This is a genomic window from Caballeronia sp. GAFFF1 (assembly GCF_023630705.1).
Taxonomy (GTDB): domain Bacteria; phylum Pseudomonadota; class Gammaproteobacteria; order Burkholderiales; family Burkholderiaceae; genus Caballeronia.
The window spans coordinates 64,711-88,253 of the sequence record NZ_JALQEM010000004.1 but is presented as its reverse complement, the minus strand read 5'-3'; the positions used below and the strand labels follow the sequence as shown (position 1 = coordinate 88,253).

At 65.4% G+C, this 23,543-nt stretch carries 17 protein-coding genes; 7 read left to right on the top strand and 10 right to left on the bottom strand.

The window, feature by feature from the left end; translation table 11 throughout:
• Window positions 1-64: 64 nt before the first annotated feature.
• Both NCR37_RS02185 and gloA read left to right on the top strand, forming a co-directional pair.
• Window positions 65-943, top strand: a complete 879-nt coding sequence (locus NCR37_RS02185) for a M48 family metallopeptidase (RefSeq protein ID WP_250471342.1) — start codon at window positions 65-67, stop codon at window positions 941-943.
• Window positions 944-1,027: 84 nt separating this feature from the next.
• Complete coding sequence (gene gloA, locus NCR37_RS02180) at window positions 1,028-1,414, top strand: lactoylglutathione lyase (RefSeq protein WP_175939508.1); 387 nt, start codon at window positions 1,028-1,030, stop codon at window positions 1,412-1,414.
• A gap of 68 nt (window positions 1,415-1,482) precedes the next feature.
• Here gloA and NCR37_RS02175 read toward each other — a convergent pair whose 3' ends face one another.
• Window positions 1,483-2,163: a FadR/GntR family transcriptional regulator gene (locus tag NCR37_RS02175; protein WP_244848823.1), complete on the bottom strand. Its 681-nt coding sequence runs from the start codon at window positions 2,161-2,163 to the stop codon at window positions 1,483-1,485.
• Window positions 2,164-2,308: 145 nt separating this feature from the next.
• On the opposite strand from NCR37_RS02175, the gene dgoD reads away from it, so the two are divergent.
• Entirely contained in the window at window positions 2,309-3,457 is a 1,149-nt protein-coding gene (gene dgoD / locus NCR37_RS02170) for a galactonate dehydratase (RefSeq protein WP_250471314.1), read from the top strand.
• Between the two features lie 6 nt (window positions 3,458-3,463).
• On the opposite strand, the gene pabB is transcribed toward dgoD, so the two are convergent.
• The 5 genes from pabB to grpE all read right to left on the bottom strand — a co-directional run bounded on the left by pabB (window position 3,464) and on the right by grpE (window position 9,866).
• A complete protein-coding gene (gene pabB / locus NCR37_RS02165) occupies window positions 3,464-5,263 on the bottom strand; it encodes an aminodeoxychorismate synthase component I (RefSeq protein WP_250471313.1) in 1,800 nt (599 codons plus the stop codon).
• Between the two features lie 49 nt (window positions 5,264-5,312).
• Window positions 5,313-6,449, bottom strand: a complete 1,137-nt coding sequence (dnaJ, locus tag NCR37_RS02160; RefSeq protein WP_248321245.1) for a molecular chaperone DnaJ — start codon at window positions 6,447-6,449, stop codon at window positions 5,313-5,315.
• Between the two features lie 266 nt (window positions 6,450-6,715).
• The gene (gene dnaK, locus NCR37_RS02155) at window positions 6,716-8,668 is read right to left on the bottom strand and encodes a molecular chaperone DnaK (RefSeq protein ID WP_250471312.1); all 1,953 of its coding nucleotides are present in this window, start codon (window positions 8,666-8,668) and stop codon (window positions 6,716-6,718) included.
• Window positions 8,669-8,848: 180 nt separating this feature from the next.
• Window positions 8,849-9,244 (bottom strand): thioredoxin family protein, encoded by a 396-nt coding sequence (locus tag NCR37_RS02150; protein ID WP_250471311.1) that lies wholly within the window; start codon window positions 9,242-9,244, stop codon window positions 8,849-8,851.
• 19 nt (window positions 9,245-9,263) lie between these two features.
• Window positions 9,264-9,866, bottom strand: coding sequence for a nucleotide exchange factor GrpE (gene grpE, locus NCR37_RS02145; RefSeq protein ID WP_250471310.1), 603 nt, complete (start codon window positions 9,864-9,866; stop codon window positions 9,264-9,266).
• A 363-nt stretch (window positions 9,867-10,229) separates the two neighbouring features.
• Between grpE and NCR37_RS02140 the strand changes: the two genes are divergently transcribed.
• Window positions 10,230-10,391: a hypothetical protein gene (locus NCR37_RS02140; protein WP_175939501.1), complete on the top strand. Its 162-nt coding sequence runs from the start codon at window positions 10,230-10,232 to the stop codon at window positions 10,389-10,391.
• On the opposite strand, the gene NCR37_RS02135 is transcribed toward NCR37_RS02140, so the two are convergent.
• From NCR37_RS02135 to hrcA, 3 genes are all read right to left on the bottom strand, one after another.
• A complete protein-coding gene (locus NCR37_RS02135; protein WP_250471309.1) occupies window positions 10,363-10,770 on the bottom strand; it encodes an RNA-binding S4 domain-containing protein in 408 nt (135 codons plus the stop codon). The two genes, NCR37_RS02140 and NCR37_RS02135, sit on opposite strands and share 29 nt — an antisense overlap.
• Before the next feature lie 25 nt (window positions 10,771-10,795).
• Complete coding sequence (hemH, locus tag NCR37_RS02130; RefSeq protein ID WP_250471308.1) at window positions 10,796-11,863, bottom strand: ferrochelatase; 1,068 nt, start codon at window positions 11,861-11,863, stop codon at window positions 10,796-10,798.
• 128 nt (window positions 11,864-11,991) lie between these two features.
• Window positions 11,992-13,008, bottom strand: a complete 1,017-nt coding sequence (hrcA, locus tag NCR37_RS02125) for a heat-inducible transcriptional repressor HrcA (protein WP_175939498.1) — start codon at window positions 13,006-13,008, stop codon at window positions 11,992-11,994.
• Between the two features lie 186 nt (window positions 13,009-13,194).
• Here hrcA and NCR37_RS02120 point away from each other — a divergent pair, with 186 nt between their 5' ends.
• A complete protein-coding gene (locus tag NCR37_RS02120) occupies window positions 13,195-14,088 on the top strand; it encodes an NAD kinase (protein WP_175939497.1) in 894 nt (297 codons plus the stop codon).
• Between the two features lie 35 nt (window positions 14,089-14,123).
• Window positions 14,124-15,776: a DNA repair protein RecN gene (gene recN / locus NCR37_RS02115; RefSeq protein WP_250471307.1), complete on the top strand. Its 1,653-nt coding sequence runs from the start codon at window positions 14,124-14,126 to the stop codon at window positions 15,774-15,776.
• 465 nt (window positions 15,777-16,241) lie between these two features.
• On the opposite strand, the gene glnE is transcribed toward recN, so the two are convergent.
• Window positions 16,242-19,034: a bifunctional [glutamate--ammonia ligase]-adenylyl-L-tyrosine phosphorylase/[glutamate--ammonia-ligase] adenylyltransferase gene (gene glnE / locus NCR37_RS02110; protein WP_250471306.1), complete on the bottom strand. Its 2,793-nt coding sequence runs from the start codon at window positions 19,032-19,034 to the stop codon at window positions 16,242-16,244.
• Between the two features lie 197 nt (window positions 19,035-19,231).
• Here glnE and NCR37_RS02105 point away from each other — a divergent pair, with 197 nt between their 5' ends.
• Window positions 19,232-23,503, top strand: a complete 4,272-nt coding sequence (locus NCR37_RS02105; protein ID WP_250471305.1) for a YhdP family phospholipid transporter — start codon at window positions 19,232-19,234, stop codon at window positions 23,501-23,503.
• Window positions 23,504-23,543 lie beyond the last annotated feature (40 nt).

The following is a 23,543-nucleotide window of genomic DNA, read 5'->3' as shown; positions in this document are numbered from 1 at the left end:
GAGCCGCGGCGTGCCTTATTCGTTCCTGTCGTCATTCCTGCGCCGCGAGCGCAAAGCCGAGCCGATGCAGAAGACTCCCTCGCGACAGCGCCCCGCCGTCGCGCTCGATACACTGCAACTCGATCTTCCGTTCGAGCATGCGCCCGCCGGCGCGCCCGCGCCGCTGCGCGGCGAGCTTCCGTCTCCCGATTCGACCAAGCCCGCGCCGCTGCCCGAAGGCGTGCGGCTGCGGCGCATCGTGCTCGGCGCGCGCGCGCTGGATTACCGCTTCAAGCGGTCGGCGCGTCGCACCATCGGCTTTTGCATCGACGCGACCGGACTCACCATCACCGCGCCGCGCTGGGTGACGATCGCGGATATCGAAAGCGCCATCGTCGACAAGCAAAGCTGGATTTTGCGCAAGCTGGCCGAGTGGCAAACGCGCGTCGAGGAACGCGCGCTGCCGCGCATCGAATGGAAAGACGGCGCGGAGTTCCCGTTTCTCGGCAAGACGATTCGCGTGTCGCTGAACGCGGCCGCGAGCGCGCTTTCCTTCGATGCCGAGACCAACGTGCTCGCGCTCGCCCTGCCCGCGCTCGCCGACGCGCAGCAGATCAAGGACCGCGTGCAAAGCTGGCTGCAAAGCGAAGCGAAGCGCATCTTCGGCGAGCGGCTCGCGGTGTATGCGCAGAAGCTGGGCGTCGAATTTCGCGCGTATGCGTTGTCGTCGGCGGCGACGCGCTGGGGCAGTTGTTCGAGCGACGGCAAGATTCGCCTCAACTGGCGGCTCATTCACTTTCCGATGTCGATCATCGATTACGTGGTCGCGCATGAGCTTGCGCATTTGCGCGAGATGAACCACAGCCCGCGTTTCTGGCGCACCGTCGAATCCATCTTTCCGGAGTTCCGCGAGGCGCGGCATACGTTGAAGCACCATCCGCCGGACCTGCTGCCGACGCTGTAAGCACGCGGTCTGAGCGAACGGTACAATTTCGCATACCCGCAATCGCGGCTTTGCGCCGCCGTTCATCACAACAGGACCCCCACCATGCGACTCCTCCACACGATGCTGCGCGTCGGCGACCTGCAGCGTTCCATCGATTTCTATACGCGTATTCTCGGCATGAAAGTGCTGCGTCAGAGCGAGAACCCGGAATACAAGTACACGCTCGCATTCGTCGGTTACGGCGACGAGAGCGAGAACAGCGTGCTGGAACTGACGTACAACTGGGGCGTCGAGAAGTACGAGATGGGCACGGCTTACGGCCATATCGCGCTCGAAGTGGATAACGCTGCCGAGGCGTGCGACCGCATTCGCGAAGCGGGCGGCAAGGTCACGCGCGAAGCCGGTCCCGTGAAGGGCGGCAAGACGGTGATCGCCTTCGTGGAAGATCCGGATGGCTACAAGGTCGAGCTGATCGAAAAGCATTCCTGATCGCTGATTCAACCGGCAAAGCAAGCGCGCTGCGATTCTCGTCGCCGCGCGTTTTTTTTCGCCTGCCGTCAGCCTTCGATACGGTCGCGTGTCACGCCGAGCAGATCGGCCATCGCCCGCCGCGCGGCAGCGGCGTCGCGAGCGGCGATGGCATCGAACACGGCCGTATGTTCGGCCAGCGACGCGTTGAACACGTCGGCGCGCTTCGCATTCAGGCGCAACTGGCCTTCGAGCGTGCGCGCGATCAACGCGCCCAGCGGCACCAGCAACTCGTTGCTGCACGCGGCCAGCACGCATAAGTGAAAGTCGAGGTCGGCGCGCACCCATTCGTCGACGTTACGCGCCTCCGTCATCGCGCGATGCGCGCGTTCCAACCGTTCCAGCGTGCTCGGCTCGTGGTTGCCGGCGGCGAGCGCGGCCGCATACGGCTCGATCATTTCGCGCATTTCCTGGAGCTTCAACGCAAATAGCATGGGCGGCGCGACGCGCGAATACCAGTCCAGCATGTCGGCGTCGAGCAGATTCCACGCGTCCTTCGGGCGCACCCGCGTGCCCACCTTCGGCCGCGATTCGACGAGTCCTTTCGATGTCAGCGTGCGCAGCGCCTCGCGCAGCACGGTGCGGCTCACGCCGAAGCGTTCGATGAGATCCGCTTCGCGCGGCAACGGCGAGCCGGGCGGGAAGTCGCCTCGCAGAATGGCCATGCCCAGTTCGTGCGCCACGCGGCCATGCAAATCGCGGTGAATGATCCACTCCTCTTCGTCTCGTTGATTCGGGCGTGATTATGCTCGAACGCCTTCGACGCCCCAAGCGCGTCTGCCGCCAATAGTACTATTAATACGACCAGACACGCTGCTTTTTGCTACTATGGAGACCCTTGCAGGAGACGCTCACATGAAAATCACGAAACTCGAAACCTTTATCGTTCCGCCGCGCTGGTGCTTCCTCAAGATCGAAACCGACGAAGGCATTACCGGCTGGGGCGAGCCCGTCGTTGAAGGCCGCGCGCACACGGTGGCCGCCGCCGTGGACGAACTCGCGGACTATCTGATCGGCAAAGACCCGCGCCATATCGAAGACTTGTGGCAAGTGATGTATCGCGCGGGCTTCTATCGCGGCGGCCCGATCGGCATGAGCGCGATTGCGGGCGTCGATCAGGCGCTGTGGGACATTCTCGGCAAGCATCACGGCGTGCCGATCCACGCGCTGCTCGGCGGCCAGGTGCGCGACAAGATCAAGGTGTATTCGTGGATCGGCGGCGATCGTCCGAGCGATGTCGCGAACAACGCGCGCGCCGTCGTCGAGCGTGGCTTCAAGGCCGTGAAGATGAACGGCTCCGAAGAATTGCAGATGATCGACACGTTCGACAAGGTGCAAGGCGTGATCGACAACGTGCGCGCGGTGCGCGAGGCGGTCGGCCCGAACGTGGGCATCGGCGTGGACTTTCATGGCCGCGTGCACAAGCCGATGGCCAAGGTGCTGGCGAGAGAACTCGATCCGTTCAAGCTGATGTTCATCGAGGAGCCGGTGCTCTCCGAGAACGTCGAGGCGCTGCGCGATATCGTCAATCAGACGAGCACGCCCATTGCGCTCGGCGAGCGGCTGTATTCGCGCTGGGACTTCAAGCACATTCTCGCGGGCGGCTATGTCGATATCATCCAGCCCGACGCGTCGCACGCGGGCGGGCTGACGGAATGCCGCAAGATCGCGTCGATGGCGGAAGCCTACGATGTCGCGCTCGCGCTGCATTGCCCGCTCGGACCGATTGCGCTCGCGACCTGCCTGCAAATCGATGCCGTGAGCTACAACGCGTTCATCCAGGAACAGAGTCTCGGCATTCACTACAACACGGGCAACGATCTGCTCGACTACATCAGGAATCCCGAGGTCTTCAAGTACGACGACGGCATGGTGTCGATTCCGCAAGGGCCGGGACTCGGCATCGAAGTCAACGAGGAGAAGGTGCGCGAGATGGCGAAGGTCGGGCACCGCTGGCGCAATCCGGTGTGGCGTCACGCGGATGGCAGCGTCGCCGAGTGGTGATCCGCTTTAGCGTTTGAGCTGCGCCTTGACCGCGCCGCGGAGCGCATTGCTGAGAAGCAAGCCTTCGGCGCGGTCGACGTCTCGCACGGTCAGCGTGCGTTCCGACGCGCCGAGCTCTTCCATCAGCACCGCCCGCATGACGCCCGGCAGCACGCCTGCGCTTAAGGGCGGCGTCCACCACTTTCCGTCCAGCTTCAGGAACACGGTCGAACGGCCGCCTTCGTTCAACTCGCCGCGCTCGTTCGTGAACAGCATGTCGAACGCGCCTTCGGCTTCGGCGGCTTTCCATGCGTGGTCGTAGTCGGCGCGGCGCGTCGTTTTGTGGCGAAGCAATACATCGCCGGATGATTGAGGCGCGAAGCCTCGGTCCGCGGCGAGAAGCACATCCACCGTATTCGACGACAACGGCGCGAGCGGCGCACTCGTCAGCGTAAGGCGTCCGCCCTTGTCGAGCGCAACTCGCAATCGATAAGGCTTGCCCGCTTCGAAGCTCGCGCATTGCTGCGCGACTTGGGCATCCAGAGTGCGCTTGTCGAAGGGGAAGCCCAAATAGGCTGCGCTCGCTTCGAGTCGCGCAACGTGACGCGAGTAGTGACGCACGCCTTCGTCCCGCATGGCGTACGTCGTCTCGAAGAGCTCGAAACCGGGGTCCGCGCCGGTCAGAAACCGCGCTTTGAGAAGACACTCCTCGTACTCGTTCTCGGCGCTGCTGTCCAGCACGATGCCCGCGCCGATGCCGAGCACGCCGCCGTTCTGCGCCGCATCGATCACCAGCGTGCGAATGGCGACGGAGAGGCAGAAGTCGCCGGTGCTGTCGAGCCAGCCGATCGCGCCGGTATAAAGCCCGCGCGGCGTGCTTTCGATCTGATCGATGAGTTGCATCGTGCGGTACTTCGGCGCGCCGGTAATCGATCCGCACGGAAAGAGCGCCCGCACGATTGCCGCGAACGACGTGCCGGGCGACACGCGCGCCTCGACCGTCGAGGTCATCTGCCACACGGACGCATACGGCTCCACGGTGAAAAGCGCCGGCACATGCACGGAACCCGTCGCCGCGACACGCGAGATGTCGTTGCGCAGCAAGTCGACGATCATCACGTTCTCCGCGCGATTCTTCGGATCGCAGCGCAAGGCGGCGGGGTCCGAGTCGCGCGGCGCGGTGCCTTTCATCGGCTTCGCGCGCAGCACGTCGCCATGCTTCTCGACAAACAGTTCCGGCGAACATGACACGACCGCGCGCCCGTCCGGCATCGCGATCAAAGCGCCGTACCTGACTGGCTGCCGCTCTCGCAGCCGTCGATACAGCGCGAGCGGCGAGCCGAACACATCGAAGTTCAGCCGGAACGTGTAGTTGACCTGATACGACTCTCCTTCTTCCAGCGCGTGCTTGATGGCAGCAATCGCACGATCGAATGCGTCGCGCGTGATGCTCGGCTCGATGCCGCCGACGCCCGCCACCGACGGCTCGGCGCTTCCGGCATCCTGCGACGCGAGCCATTCGCTCGCCTCGTCGCGTGAAAGCGGCGCGCACGAGCGGAACATGAGCACACGCAGCGCGTGGTCGCCGCCGCGTCCGATGCTGCCGAACTGAAGGTTGCGCCCGAACTCGTAATCCGCGACGACGACTGCGTGCAGTCCGCTTGTCAGATCGCGTTCGATGGCGGCGCAAGCAGCATCGAGTTCGCGCCCATCCTCGCACACATGCTCGTGCGAAAAGTCCGCGTACAAACGACTCGACCGCCTTTCGGCGGTCGCGTCGCAATCGTCGAGCAGCGCGAACACCGCGCTGCGTGCTTTGATCTTCATGGCAATGCTCGTATCGTGCGCCACTGCCCTGCCTGCACCATCGACTGCATCAGTCGAAGAAGCTCTTCACGCGGTCGAACCAGCTTTTGCTCTGCGGGCTATGCCGCGCCCCGCCTTCCGTCAGTGACTTCTCGAACTGCTTCAGCAGATCGCGCTGCTGCTCGGTGAGCTTGACCGGCGTTTCCACCTGCACGTGCACGTAGAGATCGCCCGCAATGCTCGAACGCAAGCCCTTGATGCCCTTGCCGCGCAGTCGGAACGTCTTGCCCGACTGCGTGCCTTCGGGCACGGTGAAGCTCGCGCGTCCCGCCAGCGTCGGCACTTCGATCTCGCCGCCGAGCGCCGCCGTGGTGAACGGAATCGGCATCTGGCAGTGCAGGTCGTCGCCGTCGCGCTCGAACACCGAGTGCTGCTTGATGTGGATTTCCACGTACAAGTCGCCGCTCGGCCCGCCGTTGATGCCCGGCTCGCCGTTGCCCGCCGAACGGATGCGCATGCCGTCGTCGATGCCCGCCGGGATCTTCACTTCCAGCGTCTTCGTTTCCTTCACCTTGCCCGCGCCGTGGCAGTTGCCGCACGGGTCGGGAACGTAGGTGCCGCTGCCGTGACACTTCGGACACGTCTGCTGGATGCTGAAGAAGCCTTGCGACATCCGAACCTGGCCCTGGCCGTGACACGTCGGGCAGGTTTCCGGCTTCGTGCCGGGCTTCGCGCCCGAGCCGTGGCAGACATTGCAGTTGACCCAGCTCGGCACGCGGATTTGCGTGTCGTAACCGTGCGCGGCCTGCTCCAGCGTGATCTCCATGCTGTAGCGCAAGTCCGCGCCGCGATACACCTGCGGACCGCCGCGACCGCCGCGCGCCGCGCCGCCCGCGGCCTGCCCGAAGATGTCGCCGAAGATATCGCCGAACGCATCGGCAAAGCCGCCGAAACCTTGCGCGCCCGCGCCCGCCATGTTCGGATCGACGCCCGCGTGACCGTATTGATCGTACGCGGCGCGCTTTTGCTGGTCGGAGAGCATCTCGTAGGCTTCCTTCGCCTCCTTGAAGTTCTCTTCCGCCTTCTTGTTGTCCGGGTTGCGGTCAGGGTGATACTTCATCGCGAGCTTGCGATACGCCTTCTTGATCTCGTCGTCGCTCGCGTTCTTCGCAACGCCCAGAACGTCGTAGTAATCCCGTTTCGCCATGTCGGTTCCATGCCGCCGCGGAGTGACCGCGACGGTTCCTCTCGAATGCTCCGGACCAAACGGCCCGCGCGTAACCTCTGACGCCTCGCCGAAAACCGGCTCTCAGCAAGACGCCCCAAAAAAACATAGTGCCCGGTCGAGCCGTTCGGCTCGCCAGGCGCGTTTCACGTCAGACGCTCAACGCGTCCTGCCGCGGTCTTCTCGCGCGAAACTGCCCGCGAAAAGACCGCGAGCGCGTGAACGTTGCCATCCACGCGCTCTGCGGCTTAGTCCTTCTTCACTTCCTTGAAGTCGGCGTCGACGACATCGTCATGCTGCTGGCTCGTGCCAGCCGATACCGCTTCCGCGCCGGCCGCACCGGCGGCCGCACCCGCCGCGCCTTGCTGCGCCTGCATGTCGGCGTACATCTTTTCGCCGAGCTTCTGCGACGCGGTAGCGAGCGCCTCGATCTTCGCTTCGATCGTCGCCTTGTCGCTCGACGTGTTCTTCAGCGCCTCTTCGAGGTCCTTCAGCGCGGCTTCGATCTTTTCCTTCTCCGAAGCGTCGACCTTGTCGCCGTACTCGGCAACCGCCTTCTTCGTGCTGTGGACCAGCGCGTCGCCCTGATTGCGGGCATCGGCCAGTTCGCGCAGCTTGTGATCTTCCTCGGCGTTGGCTTCGGCGTCCTTCACCATCTTGTCGATTTCAGCGTCCGTCAGACCCGAGTTCGCCTTGATGGTGATCTTGTTTTCCTTGCCGGTCGCCTTGTCCTTCGCGCCGACGTGCAGAATGCCGTTCGCGTCGATGTCGAAGGTCACTTCGATCTGCGGCACGCCGCGCGGTGCGGGCGGAATGCCTTCGAGGTTGAACTCGCCGAGCAGCTTGTTGCCCGCGGCCATCTCGCGCTCGCCCTGGAACACCTTGATCGTCACGGCGCCCTGGTTGTCGTCCGCCGTCGAATACACTTGCGAGTGCTTCGTCGGGATGGTCGTGTTCTTGTTGATCATCTTCGTCATCACGCCGCCGAGCGTCTCGATGCCGAGCGAGAGCGGAGTCACGTCGAGCAGCAGCACGTCCTTGCGGTCGCCCGACAGAACCTGACCCTGAATCGCGGCGCCCACGGCCACGGCTTCGTCCGGGTTCACGTCACGGCGCGGTTCCTTGCCGAAGAACTCCTTCACCTTTTCCTGCACCTTCGGCATGCGCGTCATGCCGCCGACGAGAATCACGTCGTCGATTTCGCCGACCTTCACGCCCGCGTCCTTGATCGCGATGCGGCACGGTTCCATCGTGCGCTCGATCAGGTCTTCCACGAGTGCTTCGAGCTTCGCGCGGGTGATCTTCAGGTTCAGGTGCTTCGGACCGGAAGCGTCCGCCGTGATGTACGGCAGGTTGATTTCGGTCTGCGCCGTGGACGACAGTTCGATCTTCGCCTTTTCAGCCGCTTCCTTCAGGCGTTGCAGCGCGAGCACGTCCTTCGACAGATCGACGCCCTGCTCCTTCTTGAACTCGCCGATGATGTAATCGATGATGCGCTGGTCGAAGTCTTCGCCGCCCAGGAACGTGTCGCCGTTCGTCGAGAGCACTTCGAACTGCATTTCGCCGTCCACATCCGCGATTTCGATGATCGAGATGTCGAACGTGCCGCCGCCCAGGTCGAACACGGCGATCTTGCGGTCGCCCTTTTCAGCCTTGTCGAGGCCGAACGCGAGCGCGGCTGCCGTCGGCTCATTGATGATGCGCTTGACTTCCAGACCGGCGATGCGGCCCGCGTCCTTGGTTGCCTGACGCTGGCTGTCGTTGAAGTACGCCGGAACCGTGATGACGGCTTCCGTCACCGGCTCGCCGAGATAGTCTTCAGCGGTCTTCTTCATCTTGCGCAGCACTTCGGCAGAGATTTGCGGCGGCGCGAGCTTCTGGCCGTGCGCTTCGACCCATGCGTCGCCGTTGTCGGCCTTGACGATCTTGTAGGGCATCAGGCCGATGTCCTTCTGCACTTCCTTCTCTTCGAAGCGGCGGCCGATCAGGCGCTTGACTGCGTACAGCGTGTTGCGCGGATTCGTGACCGATTGGCGCTTGGCAGGCGCGCCGACGAGAATCTCGTTGTCATCCATGTACGCGATGATCGACGGCGTGGTGCGCGCGCCTTCCGAGTTCTCGATGACCTTGACCTGATTGCCTTCCATCAGCGCCACGCACGAGTTCGTGGTGCCGAGGTCGATGCCGATGATTTTGCCCATTTTTATACTCTCCTAGCTTTGATCGCTTTGGCGCTGCGGCCGGGGAACGCCGGCTTTTGCGGCCGATTCAACGGGCCGAACGCCCAAAATTCATACCTGTACGCAAGATAAGAGCGCCGGTTTCGTTTTCAAGACCCTGAATGCAATGCGGTCTATAACTTTTTTGCGCTCCGGCTCGCGTCATTCCTTTGCTGCCGCCGCGCGGATTTTCTCGCGCGCCGCCGCGACCGCTGCCTCGAATTGCGCAAGACCATGCCAGCCGGTCGCGCGGCCGAGCCGCTTGCCGCGATGAAAGAAGAACCAAGTGGGCACGCCATGCAACATGAACCGGCGGCCCAGCTCGCGATGCTCGTACACATTGCTGTGAAACCACTTCAGCCCGAGCGCGCGAATGGCGTCGGGCTGCGCGAGCATCGCTTTCTTCGCGATCTCGCAGTTGAAGCAGTCGAGGCCCCAGAAGAACACGACGGCCAGTTCGTCGCCCGCCGACGCCAGCCCGGCGTCGAAGCCGGCGGCGTCCAGTTCCTGCATGTCGAAGACGGAAAAAGCGGTCGAATCGACGGGCACGTTGGCCATGATCGCGAACCTCGCGGGCTTACTTCGGCGCAGCGACGGTGACGAGCGCCGGACGCAGCACGCGATCGGCGATGATGTAGCCCTTCTGCAGCACTGCAACGATGGTGTTCGGCTCCTGATCCGCCGGCACCATCGAGATGGCCTGATGACGATGCGGGTCGAACTTCTCGCCGACCGGATTCAGCGCGACGACGCGGCCCTTTTCGAGCGCGCCGGTCAACTGGCGCAGCGTCAGTTCGACGCCTTCGCGCACCTTGGCGACATCTGTGGACTGATCCGCGAGCGCGGCTTCGAGGCTGTCGAGCACCGGCAGCAGATTTTCCGCGAAGTTTTCGATGGCGAACTTGTGCGCCTTGGCGACGTCTTCCTGGCCGCGGCGGCGTACGTTTTCCGTTTCCGCCTTCGCGCGCAGGAATTCTTCCTGCAGCGCGGCCACGCGGGCTTGCGCCTCGGCAAGTGCGGCTTCGGTGGCGTTCGTGCTGTTCGTGGCAGCTTCCGGCGCGGCGTTGCCGTCGGAAGCAGCGGCCTGTGTGCCTGCCTGATTGGAGTCGGCGGCCTGGCGCGCGTTTTCGTCGGCGGGCGTGGGGTTCTGGCTCGCTGAATTCTCTTGCGTGTTTTCCATGTCGCTGAGTGTCATTACCGTAATTGGATGGATCGGGAATGCCGCCGGCCATCGAGCGGCCGACGCGCTTCCTCGCGCTAGCTGCCGAAATTGGGGCAGCGGAAAAGTTTTCAAGGGTTTGTCAGATCAAAATTGAACGTCAGTGTGCCAGTCACGGCGCGCGCGAAATAAGCGGTAACGGACGTTTCGCCGCATCGCGTAAATTGAGATTGAGGGAATGCAGCGGCTCACCTACACTTCGATCAAGCACCGCAGGACGCACGTTTACCCTAATCCTACGATTGCTTCAAACCGCTTACGCGTCGCCAATTTCCTGATCCTCGCGCGGTCGTCCAGCCGCCGTTCCCGTTTCCCGGGGGTACCATGAAACTGACCTTTGCCATCGCGGTGGTCGCCCTGGTGCTCGTCGCGGGGACTACGACCATCTGCATGTCCGGCGCCCTGACCGCCCGCACCACCGAGTACGGCGGCGTTCACGCGACGGTCGAAGAATTCTTCAATCCGAACCTGAAAATCTGTCGATGATGCGGCGGTCGCGCTTCGTCGGCCTGCCCTGCATGCCGGCGGCCGGCTCGCGAAACGTCTTGCGCCGTTCCGCTTCCGCAAGCCGCCTGGTGCGGCCTTCGTCCGTCTCCGCGTAGAGCGTCTGCGCTACCGGAGCGGGCCCGCGCACGTCGCACAGGCCGAGCACCTGCACCTGCCAGACGAGCCGCTCGATATCGATTTCCACAATATCGCCCACGCGCACGTCCTTCGACGGCTTCACGTTCGCGCCGCCGATCCTCACGTGGCCTTTCTCCACTGCGTCGCTCGCGAGCGAGCGCGTCTTGAAGAAACGCGCGGCCCACAGCCATTTGTCGATGCGCAGGCGCGCGCCCGGTTCCGTCGTGATCTTGTAATTCATGGTGATTCTCGTGCGATGAGCGGTTTCAGGCCGCCACCGTCACCGGTTGCGTGGCCTGTACAGGCCATCCTTGCAGATGTTGTGCCGCGATCTCGCCTAACGCCTTGATCCACGCCGGCGACGCGTTCAGGCAGGCAATGCGGTGGAACTCCTTGCCGCCCGCCTTCAGGAATTCGTCTCGCACTTCCATGCCAATTTCCTCGATGGTCTCCAGGCAATCCGCCGTGAAGCCGGGGCAGAACACGTCCACGCGCGCGACACCGCCCGCGCCCAGTTCCGCGAGCGTCGGCGCGGTGTACGGCTGAAGCCACTCCGCGCGGCCGAAGCGCGACTGGAACGTCACGCGGCATTCCACCGGCGTGAGCCCCAGCGCGGAGGCGAGCAGCGAGCCGGTCAACTGGCATTGGTCGTGGTACGGGTCGCCGAGGTCCATGGTCCGCTTGGGCACGCCGTGAAAACTCAGCACGAGCTTGTCGCCCGAGGCGAAGTCCGGCTGGCCGTGCAGCCGCCAGTAGTCACGCACCTGCTCGGCGAGCGCCGCGATATACGCGGGATGGTCCGCGTAATGACGGATGGTGCGGATCTCCGGCTGATTGCGCACGCGCTTGAGCGCGGTGAAGGCGTCGTCGAAAGCGGTTGCCGTGGTCGACGACGAATACTGCGGATACATCGGCACGAGCAGGATGCGATCGGCGCCTTCGAGCTTCAGCTGATTCAGCATGGCGCCGATGCCCGGCGTACCGTAGCGCATCGCGTAATCGACGATGACGTGATAGTCGTTCGCCGCAAAAAGCCGCCGCAAGCCTTCGACCTGCCGTTCCGTATAGACGCGCAACGGCGAGCCTTCGGGCATCCACACCTGCGCGTATTTCTTGGCGGATGCCCGCCCGCGAAACGGCAGGATGATGCCGCGCAGAATGATTTGCCAGACGAACGAGGGAATTTCGACGACGCGCGGATCGCTCAAGAACTGCGCGAGATATTTGCGCACCGCTCGCGGCGTGGGCGCGTCCGGCGTGCCGAGATTGATCAGCAACACCGCGACGCGATGCGAGGCGCTGGGCTGCGAGGGCAACTCGAGGTCGAAACGCATAGGGCAAGGCGGCCAGAAGTCATCGAAAGGTGACGGCCATTATAGCGGCGCGTTCCAGCACGCTGCATCGGCCGAACGGCCTAGTGGCGGCGCGTCCGGCGGCGCGGCAAGATGCCTGCAAAGGCGTGCTATTGCTGGCTGAGCGACATCGACAGCAGGCGCGCCGTGATATCGACGATGGGAATCACGCGGTTGTAGGCCATGCGCGTCGGGCCGATCACGCCGAGCGTGCCGACTATCTTGCCGTTCACTTCGTACGGCGCGGTGACGACGCTCATCTCCTCGATCGGCACAAGATTCGATTCCCCGCCGATGAAAATCTGCACGCCTTGCGCGTGACTCGATACATCCAGCAATTGCAGGAGGCTCGTCTTTTGGTCGAAGAGGTCGAAGAGTTTGCGCAGCCGCGCCATGTCGGACGAAAGGTCCGCGACTTCGAGCAGGTTGCGCTCGCCGGAAATCAGCACGGTCTCGCCGGGATCGGTCTCGGCCGTGCTCGCGACGACCGCCGCTTGCATCAGCGTGGTCATGTCGCCGCGCAACTGGTCGATTTCCTCGCGCAGCCGGCGGCGCACTTCGTCGAAGGACAGGCCCGCGAAATGCGCGTTGATGTAATTGGAGGCTTCGGTGAGTTGCGAGGGCGAGTAGTCGCGCTGCGTGGCCATCATGCGGTTTTGCACGTCGCCTTCCGGCGTCACGATGATGAGCAGAATGCGCTTGTCCGACAGCCGCATGAACTCGATCTGCTTGAACATGTGACTGCGGCGCGGCGTGAGGATCACGCCTGCGAACGAGGACAGACTGGACAACACGCTCGCCGCCGCCGCGACGATCTTCTGCGGCTCCTCGCCTTGCAGGCGCGTCTTGACGGCCGTGGTCATCGCCTCGTCCTGCGGGGCTTCGACCGTCAGCATGGTATCGACGAACAGGCGATAGCCCCGCGGCGTCGGAATGCGCCCCGCCGACGTATGCGGGCTCGCGACGAGGCCGAGGTCCTCGAGGTCCGACATCACGTTGCGGATGGTGGCAGGACTCAGTTCGAGGCCGGAGTGACGTGATAACGTGCGCGAACCGACCGGCTGACCTTCGGCGATGTAACGCTCGATCAACGTTTTCAGGAGGGTTTGTGCACGTGGGTCTAGCATGGGCAAAGTTTAACGCAACGTGTCAAAGCGCGGCGACGGCTGCCGCCGCGGGCTCGCGCCGTTCCGGGCCGCGTTCGGCGGCGCGCCGATCGTTCAATGTCCGCTCCATTCTAGCGACAAACCGGGGCTGCCTGAGACCGAGCGGCCCCGGTTCTTTTCGCCTCCTACCTATGGTGTAATGCCGGCATGGAAATTGGCCAATTCAAGACCGTCGCCCTGGTCGGGCGAACCAACACGCCCGGCATCGAGGCCCCGCTGCGATCGCTCGCGGAGCACATTGCGAACCAGGGCTTCGACGTGGTGTTCGAAGCCGGCACCGCGAAGGATGTCGGCGTGACCGACTATCCCGCGCTGTCCATCGCGGAGATCGGCGCGCGGGCGGATGTGGCCGTCGTTCTCGGCGGCGACGGCACCATGCTCGGCGTGGGCCGTCAACTCGCGCCGTATAGAACGCCGCTCATCGGGGTGAATCACGGACGGCTCGGCTTCATCACGGACATTCCGCTCAAGGAAATGCGCGAACGCGTGCCGCAAATGCTCGCGGGGCAGTTCGAACGCGAGGAGCGCAGCCTGCTCGAAGCGCGCATCGTGCGCAACGACAAGCCGATCTATCACGCGCTCGCGTTCAACGACGTGGTCGTGAATCGCAGCGGCTTCTCGGGCATGGCGGAGTTGCGCGTCTCGGTGGACGGCCACTTCATGTACAACCAGCGCTCCGACGGGCTGATCGTCGCCACGCCGACCGGCTCCACGGCGTACGCGCTTTCTTCCGCCGGGCCGATTCTGCATCCGCAACTTCAAGGCTTCGTGCTCGTGCCGATCGCGCCGCATTCGCTTTCGAATCGTCCGATCGTGCTGCCGGACGACTCCAAGGTCACCATCCAGATCATCGGCGGGCGCGACGTCAACGTGAATTTCGACATGCAGTCGTTCACCGCCGTCGAACTGAACGACGCCATCGAGGTGCGGCGCTCCCGGCATACCGTGCCGGTGCTGCATCCGGTCGGCTACAGCACGTACGCCACGCTGCGCAAGAAACTGCACTGGAACGAGCATCCCTCGCAGGACTCGTCTGTCTGACCGCACAACTTTGCCGAACCCTTCCCGAAGCGTCCATGCTCCGTCATCTCTCCATTCGAGACTTCGTCATCGTCGCCGCGCTCGACATCGAATTCGATTCGGGCTTCACGGTCTTTTCGGGTGAAACCGGCGCGGGCAAATCGATTCTGATCGACGCCCTCGCCCTCACGCTCGGCGCGCGCGCCGATGCGAGCGTCGTGCGCACCGGCGAGCAGCGCGCGGACATCACCGCCGAGTTCGGCACGCACGCCCAAGTGGTTCGCTGGCTCGACGAGCACGCGCTTTCGCAAGACGGCGACACGGTGATGCTGCGCCGCGTGATCGATTCGAGCGGCCGCTCGCGCGCATTCATCAACGGCACGCCGGCGACGCTCACGCAGTTGCGCGAAGTGGGCGAAATGCTCGTGGATATCCACGGCCAGCACGCGCATCAGTTATTGATGCGGCCCGACGCTCAGCGCGAATTGTTCGACACACACGCCGGTCTCGTGGATACGGCGGCCGCCGTGAATCGCGCGTGGCGAGCTTGGCGCGAAGCGCAGCAAGCCGTCGATGCCGCGCAAAGCCGCGACCGCGAACTGCAACTGGAACGCGAACGCCTTGCCTGGCAACTCAGCGAATTCGACAAGCTCGCGCCGCAGCCGGGCGAATGGGAGGAAGTGAGCGCGGAGCACCGTCGGCTGTCGCATTCGGCAAGTCTGATCGACGGCGTGCAGAACGCGCTCGGCGAACTGTCCGAATCCGATGACGCGATGATCTCGCAACTCGGCGCAATCATCTCGAAGCTGCGGTCTCTCGCCGACATCGACCCGGCGCTGAACGACGTGCTCGCCTCGCTCGAACCGGCCGAGATCCAGTTGCAGGAGGCGTCGTACTCGCTGTCGCACTATGCGCAGCGGCTGGAGCTCGACCCGGACCGGCTCGCGCAAGTCGAAAAGCGCATGGATCAGCTTCATTCGACGGCGCGCAAGTTCCGCCTTCAGCCCGAAGCCCTGCCGGAAGAACACGAAACGCGCCGCCGTCAGCTCGCCGAACTCGACGCCGCCGCGGATCTCGACGCGCTGAACGCCGCCGCCGCGAAAGCGAAAGACGCGTATCTCGCCGAAGCGAACGTGCTCTCGAAGGCGCGCGCGAAGGCGGCGAAGTCGCTCTCGAAAGCGGTCACCGAAGGCATGCAGGAATTGTCGATGGCGGGCGGCAGCTTCGAAGTCGCGCTCGTGCCGCTTGCGGAAGGCGGCGCGAACGGGCTTGAGCAGATCGAGTTTCGCGTTGCCGGTCACGCGGGCGTCGCGTTGCGGCCGCTTGCGAAGGTTGCCTCGGGCGGCGAACTGGCGCGTATCAGCCTCGCGCTCGCGGTGATCGCGAGTACCGCGAGCCCGACGCCCACGCTCATTTTCGACGAAGTGGACACGGGCATCGGCGGCGGCGTCGCGGAAGTCGTCGGACGGCTGCTGCATCAGCTCGGGCGCGACCGTCAGGTGCTGTGCGTCACGCACTTGCCGCAAGTGGCCGCGCGCGGCGACCAGCACTTCCAGGTGGCGAAGTCGTCCGACGATGCCGGCGGCACCGTCAGCACCGTGACGCCGCTCGACAAGGCGAAGCGCATCGAGGAAGTGGCGCGGATGCTCGGCGGTATCGAAATCACCGCGACGACGCGCAAGCACGCGAAGGAAATGCTGGCGGCGTGAATCTAGCGAGCGGAAGCGCGCTTTTCGCCTGCCGCTCACGCGCCGCCCGCGCGCCAGGCACGCGCGGCGCACATTGCGCCGCCACTCGCCCGCCACGCACGCATCTTAGTGTCAAGCAGAGGCTCCTCGCGCGCCTCTCTCGTGCCAAGCACGGGCCGCCAACATTCCGTCACCGAACACGCGCGGCGGACATCGCCGGCACTCACCGCTGAACGAGTCCGAACGCGCGCCAACGAGGCGCCCCTCACATCGCGTCGCCGAACACGCGCCGCTAGGCGCCGTCACCGCTTCACGCAGGACGCCCACGCCAGCCGGGTCGACGCGCGATTTCTCGGTGCGGTCGAGCCGCGGCGTGCGCTCCTGCTTCCGGACACGCCGGACACCGGCCTCGCACGCGCCGCCCACATTCCGCCACGCATGCGCGGTTTATATCCCGTCGCCTGTCACGCGCCAAACACCCGCCGCTCACATCCCATCACCAAAAACGCGCCGCCAGAGCCCCGTCACCGCTTCACGCTCCGCCCGCACGACAGCCGGATCGACGCGCGCCTTCTCCATGCCGTCGAGCCGCAGCGTGTGCTGGAGCTTGCGGTAATACCGGTACGCCGCGCCGATCGTCTCAGCATCGGGCTCCGAAATGAGGCCGCTCCGCGCCGCGATCTTCAGCAGCGTGATGTTCCCCGCGTTGCGCAGAAATTCACGGTGAGTGCGCGCATGCAGCAACACCCAGTACTGCACGATGAACTCGATATCGACCATGCCGCCGCGATCGTGCTTCAGGTCGAACAGATCGCTGCGATTCGGATGCCCCGCCGCCACGCGCTCGCGCATGGCGACGATTTCGAGCGCGAGCGCGGCCGCATCGCGCTCCATCACCAGCACGTCGGCGCGAATCGCTTCGAATTGCGCGCCGATGTCGGCATCGCCCGCGCTGAACCGCGCCCGCGACAGCGCCTGATGCTCCCAGACCCACGCGGTATTGGCCGCGTCGCCCTCGCGTAGCTGATAGCGGCGAAACGAATCGAGGCTCGTGACCAACAGGCCGGACTCGCCGTTCGGCCGCAGCCGCAAGTCGACGTCGAACAGCGTGCCCGCGCCCGTCGCCGCCGTGAGCCATGTAATCAGGCGGCGCGCGAACATCGCGTAGATGTCGGACGCGGCGTCGTCGGGGTCGTCGTAGAGAAAGATCAGATCGAGATCCGACGCGTAGCCCAGTTCCTTCCCGCCCAGCTTTCCATACGCGATGACCGAAAACCGCGGCGTCTCGCGATGCCGCTTCGGGAACTGCTTCCAGACGGTTTCGACGGTCACGTCGAGCACCGCGTCCGCGAGTTCGGACAAGCGGTCGCTCACGTGCTCGACCGTCAGCCGCCCGGCCAGATCCAGCAGCAAAATGCGGAACACTTCGGCCTGATGCGCGTGGCGCAGCAAGTCCATCTGATGCTCGGCGTCCTCGGCGGCGGCGAGACGCGCATTCAGCGCGCGCCGGAATTCGGGCCAGTCGAACGGGCTGGAAATCGCTTCGTCGTCGAGCAATTCGTCGAGCAATTGCGGATGGCGGATGAGATAGCCCGCTGCCCAGCGCGACCCCGACAGCACCGAGAGCACGCGGTCGAGCGCCGCCGGATATTCGGTGAGCAACGCGAGGTACGCGCCGCGCTTCGCCGTCGCTTCGAGCAGATCGAAGAGACGCGCGATGGTGTCCACGCGGCGCGCCGCGTCGACGGACTGCACGGCTTCGAGCGCGCGCTGCGCGACGATGTCGAACCGGCCACGGCTTTGCTCCGGCAGCCCGGCATACCGCGACGAGTTCCACACGCCCGTCAGCCGCGCGAGCACCGGCGCCGGGTCCGCGAAACCCAGTTCCATGAGCCGCGCGGTGAGTTCGTCCTGCGCGGATTCGTCGGCGAGCGCGCTGCTCCAGATCCACGACGCCGCCGAATCGTCCGCCACGCCGCAGCCGCGCTCGCCGCTCACCTTGTCGGCGAAGATGGCGTCGAACTGCTGCTCGACGAATTCGCGGTGCGCGTCGAGCCGGGTCATGAGCGCGGCGTAATCCGCAAAGCCGAGCGACGACGCCAGCAGCGCGCGCTCCTCGTCGGCCACGGGCATGGCGTGCGTCTGCGCGTCGTTGCGATATTGCAGACGATGCTCGACCGTGCGCAGGAAGAGATACGCGTCGGTGAGCGCTTCGCGTACCGCAGGCGCGATGAGCCCGTTGGCCGCCGCGCGTTCGAGCACGGCGAGCGTCGGCCGGATACGAAAATCCGCTGCCTGACCGCCGCGAATCAACTGAAACACTTGCGCGCTGAACTCGATTTCGCGGATGCCGCCGCGCCCGAGCTTGATATCGTCGGCCTTGTCCGGTCGCATGGACGCGCGCCGCCGCGCTTCCTGGCGAATCTGCTGATGCAGCGAGCGAATCGCCGCAATCACGCCGTAATCGAGATAGCGGCGGTAGACGAACGGCGTGGCGATCGCGTCGAGTTGCTTCGCGAGCCGCTGCGCGGACTCGCTTTCGCGCTCGGACACGAGCCGCGCCTTGATCCACGCGTAGCGCTCCCACTCGCGGCCTTGCACGTAAAAGTACTCTTCGAGCATGCCGAGACTGCACACGAGCGGCCCCGAATCGCCGTTCGGACGCAGCCGCATGTCGACGCGAAACACGTAGCCGTCCTGCGTGATTTCCGCGAGCGCGCCGATCAGCCGCCGTCCGAGCCGCGTGAAGAATTCCTGCGTCGCGAGCGGCGCGCGCGTGCCGCCGGCGGTTTCGCCGTCGTCTTCGTAGACAAAGATCAGATCGATATCCGACGACGCGTTCAACTCGCGCCCGCCGAGCTTGCCCATGCCGACGACGCCGAGCGTGAGCCGCTCGCCGTTCGGCCCGCGCGGTTCGCCGAACAGCGTTTCGAGGTCCGCCGTCAGCACGGCGAGCGCGCGCTGAATGGTGACTTCGGCGAGATCGGTCATCGCGCCGGTGACTTCGGCGACATCGGCCGCGCCGCGCAGATCGCGCTCCATCACGGTGCAGAACACGTCCACTCGGAGACGCCGCAGCGCCGTCTTGAGCGCGGCTTCGTCGAGCGAGCCGTTCGACGAGGAGCGCGCGCAGTGCGCGTCGAGACGCGCTTCGATCCACTCGCGCGTGACGGGCGACTGCACCCACTCCGCCACGTTCGATGCCAGTTCGACGCGCGCGGCATACGCGCGGGCTGCATAAGTGGAGTAGCCGGAACTGCGCAGAGTCACATCGGTCATGAATGGTTAGGCTCGCAGGTTGCTTTGCGTCGAGTGTTTCGGCACGCGGGCGGGCGCACGCGGCGCGCCCGGAAGGCTTGCGCAGCGGGCCTTTGCGGGCGGTTCGGCGCGCGCACGCCGCAGATGTCCGCGCCTTGCCCTGTGTTACATTTCAGCGTCGAACACGCAAAACTACCATATCGCCGAACAGCCGCAGCATGTCCGACAGCAGACGATCCGTCGACCCGACCGAAGTTGGACAAGCCGAGCCCAGCGGCAACGCCGAGCGCGTTCTGTCGCGCGTTCTCAAAGTCGTTCTCGTCATCGCGGCCGTGCTGTATTTCGCGGTGGCGTGCATTTATCTCGGCCTGCGCTATGTCGTGCTGCCGCAGATCGATTCGTTCAGGCCGCGCATCGAAGAAGCCGTCTCCACGCGCATGCACGCGCAGTTGCGCATCGGCCGGCTGTCCGCGCGATGGTCGGGCATGCAGCCGACCATCGACATCGACAATCTTCGCATCGACGCCGCCGACGGCTCGCCGGGGCTCGCGGTGCCGCACGCGAGCGCGAGTATCGCGTGGCGCTCGCTCGTCGCGCTCAAGCCGAAACTGGCTGATTTGACCGTCGATGGCCCCGACGTAATCGCCGCGCGCAACGCCAAAGGCGAAGTCACGGTCGCGGGCGTTCCGGTTCCGACGCATCGCACGGGTTCCAACGCTTTCACCACATGGCTGCTCGGACAAGAGCACATTCTGCTGCGCGACGGCACGCTGCGTTGGCGCGACGCCCAACGCGGCGCGCCCGAGATCGCGTTCAAGCGGCTGCGGCTCACCGTGCTGAACGACGGCCTGCGTCATCGCGTGGCGCTCGCCGCGCCGCCCGACGGCGACGTGCTGCACGGCCCGCTCGACCTGCGCGCGGACTTCCGCCACGAACCCTTCAGCGCGATGGGCGCGCCCGCGAACTGGACCGGCCGCCTGTACGTGTCGACCGGTCCGCTGGATCTGCCGACGCTCGGGCGCTACGTGAAGATGCCGTTCGCCATCTACGACGGCCGCGTGGAGAACCGCATCTGGGTCAACTTCGCGCGCGGGGGGTTGCAGAGCGCGAACGGCGACCTCGCGGGCGGCAACATCGCGCTGCGCGTGCGGGCGACGCAGCCGCGACTCGATCTTCCGGTGGCGCGCTTTGGCTGGACCGTCGACAAGAAGGACGGCGCGTACACGCTCAATCTCTCCGACCTGCGCGCCGAACTCGGCCAGCCCGCGCTCGAAGACGGCACGCCGGTCGCGCGCCTTTTGACCTCGCGGACGCTCAGTGCAACGTATCGCCCGGCGGCGGTCAACGTCGGCCTGCTCTTTCGCGTGACGGGCGATGAAGCCGATCTCGGCATCCTCGCTGAATTCACGCGCGCGCTGCCGGTTCCGGCGCGCGTGCTGAACGAGCTCGTGCGCTTCAATCCGCGCGGGCAGATCGCCAATTTCACGATCTACACTGAACGCGTGCCGCCGCGCAGCGAAGAAGAAGTGAAGCGCCAGCGCGAAAAAGGCGACGCGAAGCTGCTGCACTATGCGTTCAAGGGCGAGTTGCAGGGCATCAGCGTGCAGGCGCAGGAGCCGCCGCCGGGACTGACCGCCAACAATCACCCGCGCGCCGGCATTCCGGGCATCGAAAACCTGTGGGGCGCGGTCGACGCGAACGAGTCGCAAGGCACCATCAGCATCGATACGAAGAACGCGGCCGTGACGATTCCGGGCGCGTTCGACGACCCGCGCCTCATCTTCGATTCGCTGCAGGGCCACGCGACGTGGACCGTTGCGGACGCCATCGCGCCGGGCGAACTGCGCCGCGCGTTCGCCATTCATCTGGACACGCTGCGCGTGAAGAACGCCGACGCCGAAGGCGAAGTCACCGCCGCATACTGGAATCAGGGACACGGGCGCGGCAATCTCGATCTGAAAGCGAAGGTCGCGCATCTGAATGCGACGCACCTCGTGCGCTACCTCCCGACGAGTCTCAACGAGCGCGTGCGCGTCTACCTCGGCCACGCGTTGCAGGCGGGCGTCGCGCGCAACGCCACGCTTGAAGTGCACGGCGATCTCACGCGCTTTCCGTACGCCAAATTTCCGGATGCCGGCGTGTTTCGCATCGAAGCGCCGTTTACCGGCGGCAAGTTCGATCCGACGCCCTTCCCGCCGCGCAAGATGGCTAACGGCTTGCCGAATTTCTGGCCCGCGTTCGAGGGCATCGACGGCACCTTCACGCTCGCGCAAAACAAGCTCGGCTTTGACATTCATCGCGGGCATTACAAGGGCGTCGCGGTGTCGCGCGTGATCGGCCGTATCGACGATACGGGCAACCGCGAGACGAAGCTGTGGATCGACGGCCAGGCGCGCGGCCCGCTCGCCGACATGCTGCAATACGTCGATAACAGCTCGCTCGGCCTGATGGCGAAGCACGCCACGCGCAAGCTCGACGCGAAGGGCAACGCGTCGCTCGCGCTCACGCTCGGCATTCCGCGCTACCGCCCGCCGCCGCCGCTCCCGCCGCTGCGCACGGAGTACAAAGGCTCGCTGACGTTTGCCGACAATGAAGTCGCGTATGCCAGTCTGCCGCCGCTCACGCATTTGCGCGGCCGCGCGGACTTCGCGGCGAAGACCGTCACGCTCGATTCGCTCACGGCGCAACTGCTCGGCGGCGACGTGCGCGCGACAGGCGGCGTGCGGCCCGACGGCAGCTACGCGTTCGATGTGAACGGGCGCATCGGCACCGACGCCGCCGCGCGCTTCAACGGACGCATGACGCCGCAGGTGACGCAGCTTCTGACGCGCATCGACGGCGCCGCGCCGTATGAACTGCACGTGCGCGGCGCGAAGAACGCGCTGCCCGACGTGCAGGCGAAAGCGGATCTCACGGGCGTCGGCATCGACTTGCCCGCGCCGTTCGGCAAGGCGAAGGGTGCGCCGATGCCGTTCACGTTCAGCTTCGCGCCCGCGCCCGGGGCCGCGTCGGATCTGCACGACGCGCGGCTCACGCTCGGGCCGCTCGCGGCGCATTACGAGTTGCGGCGCATCGGCCGGGCGGAAGTGAAGATCGATCCGGAAAATCCGGCCGCGCCGATGAACATGCGCGCGACCTTGCAAGCCGTGCGCGGCGCGATCGCCGTGAACAAGCCCGCCGACTTGCCGGCAGAAGGCGTGACCGCCGACGTGGACCTGAAGACGCTCGACGCCGATGCGTGGCGCAAGGTGCTCGCGGACGCGACGCCGGCTCAAACGACGCCTCCCCCGCCCTCCGCGACCGCGAGCGACACCGTTCGCCAATTCGTCCCGACCCGCGCCGCGCTGCACATCGGCGCGCTCAAGCTCCTCGACCGGCGCTGGGAGCACATCGCCATCGACGCGCGCGAGGAATGGAGCGATCGGAAATGGCTCGCGAACATCGCATCGGATCAGGTGGCGGGCAGCGTCGCGTTTACGCCCGGCGCGGTCAAAGGCGGCCCCGGCGCGGTGCAGGCCCGGCTCGACAAAGTGGCGATTCCCGACAAAGTGGACAACGCGCCCGGCGAGAAAACGATGAGCAAGCCGCCGCGCAACCTGCCCTCCATCGATGTGATCGTGAATCAGCTCCTTCTTCGGGGCCGCGATCTCGGCCGGCTCGAAGTGGATGCGCACAACGAAGAAGTCGCCGATGAGCCGATTTGGACGCTCGACAAGTTGCAGCTCGCCAATCCGGACGCGACCTTCACCGCGAACGCCATCTGGCGCGCGCTGCCGGGCGCTGAGCCGCCACGCGACGGCGATGCCACGCCCCGCCGCACGTCGGTCGATTTCAGGCTGGACGTGAAGAACGGCGGGCAGTTCCTGGACCGCTTCGGTGTGCCGCACTCCGTCAGTGGCGCGACCGGCTCGGTATCCGGTCACGCGGGCTGGAACGGCGGTCCGACCGCGGTCGATCTGCCCACGCTCGACGGCACGGTGGCCGTCGATCTGCGGCACGGGCAGATTCTGCGCGCGCCGGCCGCCGCGAAGTGGCTCGGCATTCTGAGCCTGCGCAGCCTCGCCAATCTGCTCACGCTGCATTTCGAGGATGTGGTCGGCAAGGGGCTGCCGTTCGAGAAACTCACAGGCAATGCGCGCATCGCGGACGGCATCGGCCGCACCGACGATCTTTCGATGATCACGCCGCCCGCCCGCGTGCAGGTGCACGGCTCGGTCGATCTGCCGAAGAAGACGCAGGACCTTCGCGTCAAGGTGATTCCGACCGTCGGCGCGGGCGCGGTGGCGTTGGGCGCGGCGGTCATCAATCCGCTGCTCGGTCTCGGCGCGCTCGCCGCCGATCTCGCGCTGTCGCAGTCGATCAAGAAAGCCTTCGCGGTCGACTATTCGATCACCGGATCGTGGACCAAGCCGGTCGTTCAGCGCCTGCATGGCGATCAGGGTAAGATCGAATCACCCGCTGCCGTCGCGCGTCCGTCAGTCGCTCAATAAAAGCGAGGCGCTCGTCGGAGCGTGCGGAGGGCTCTCTCGA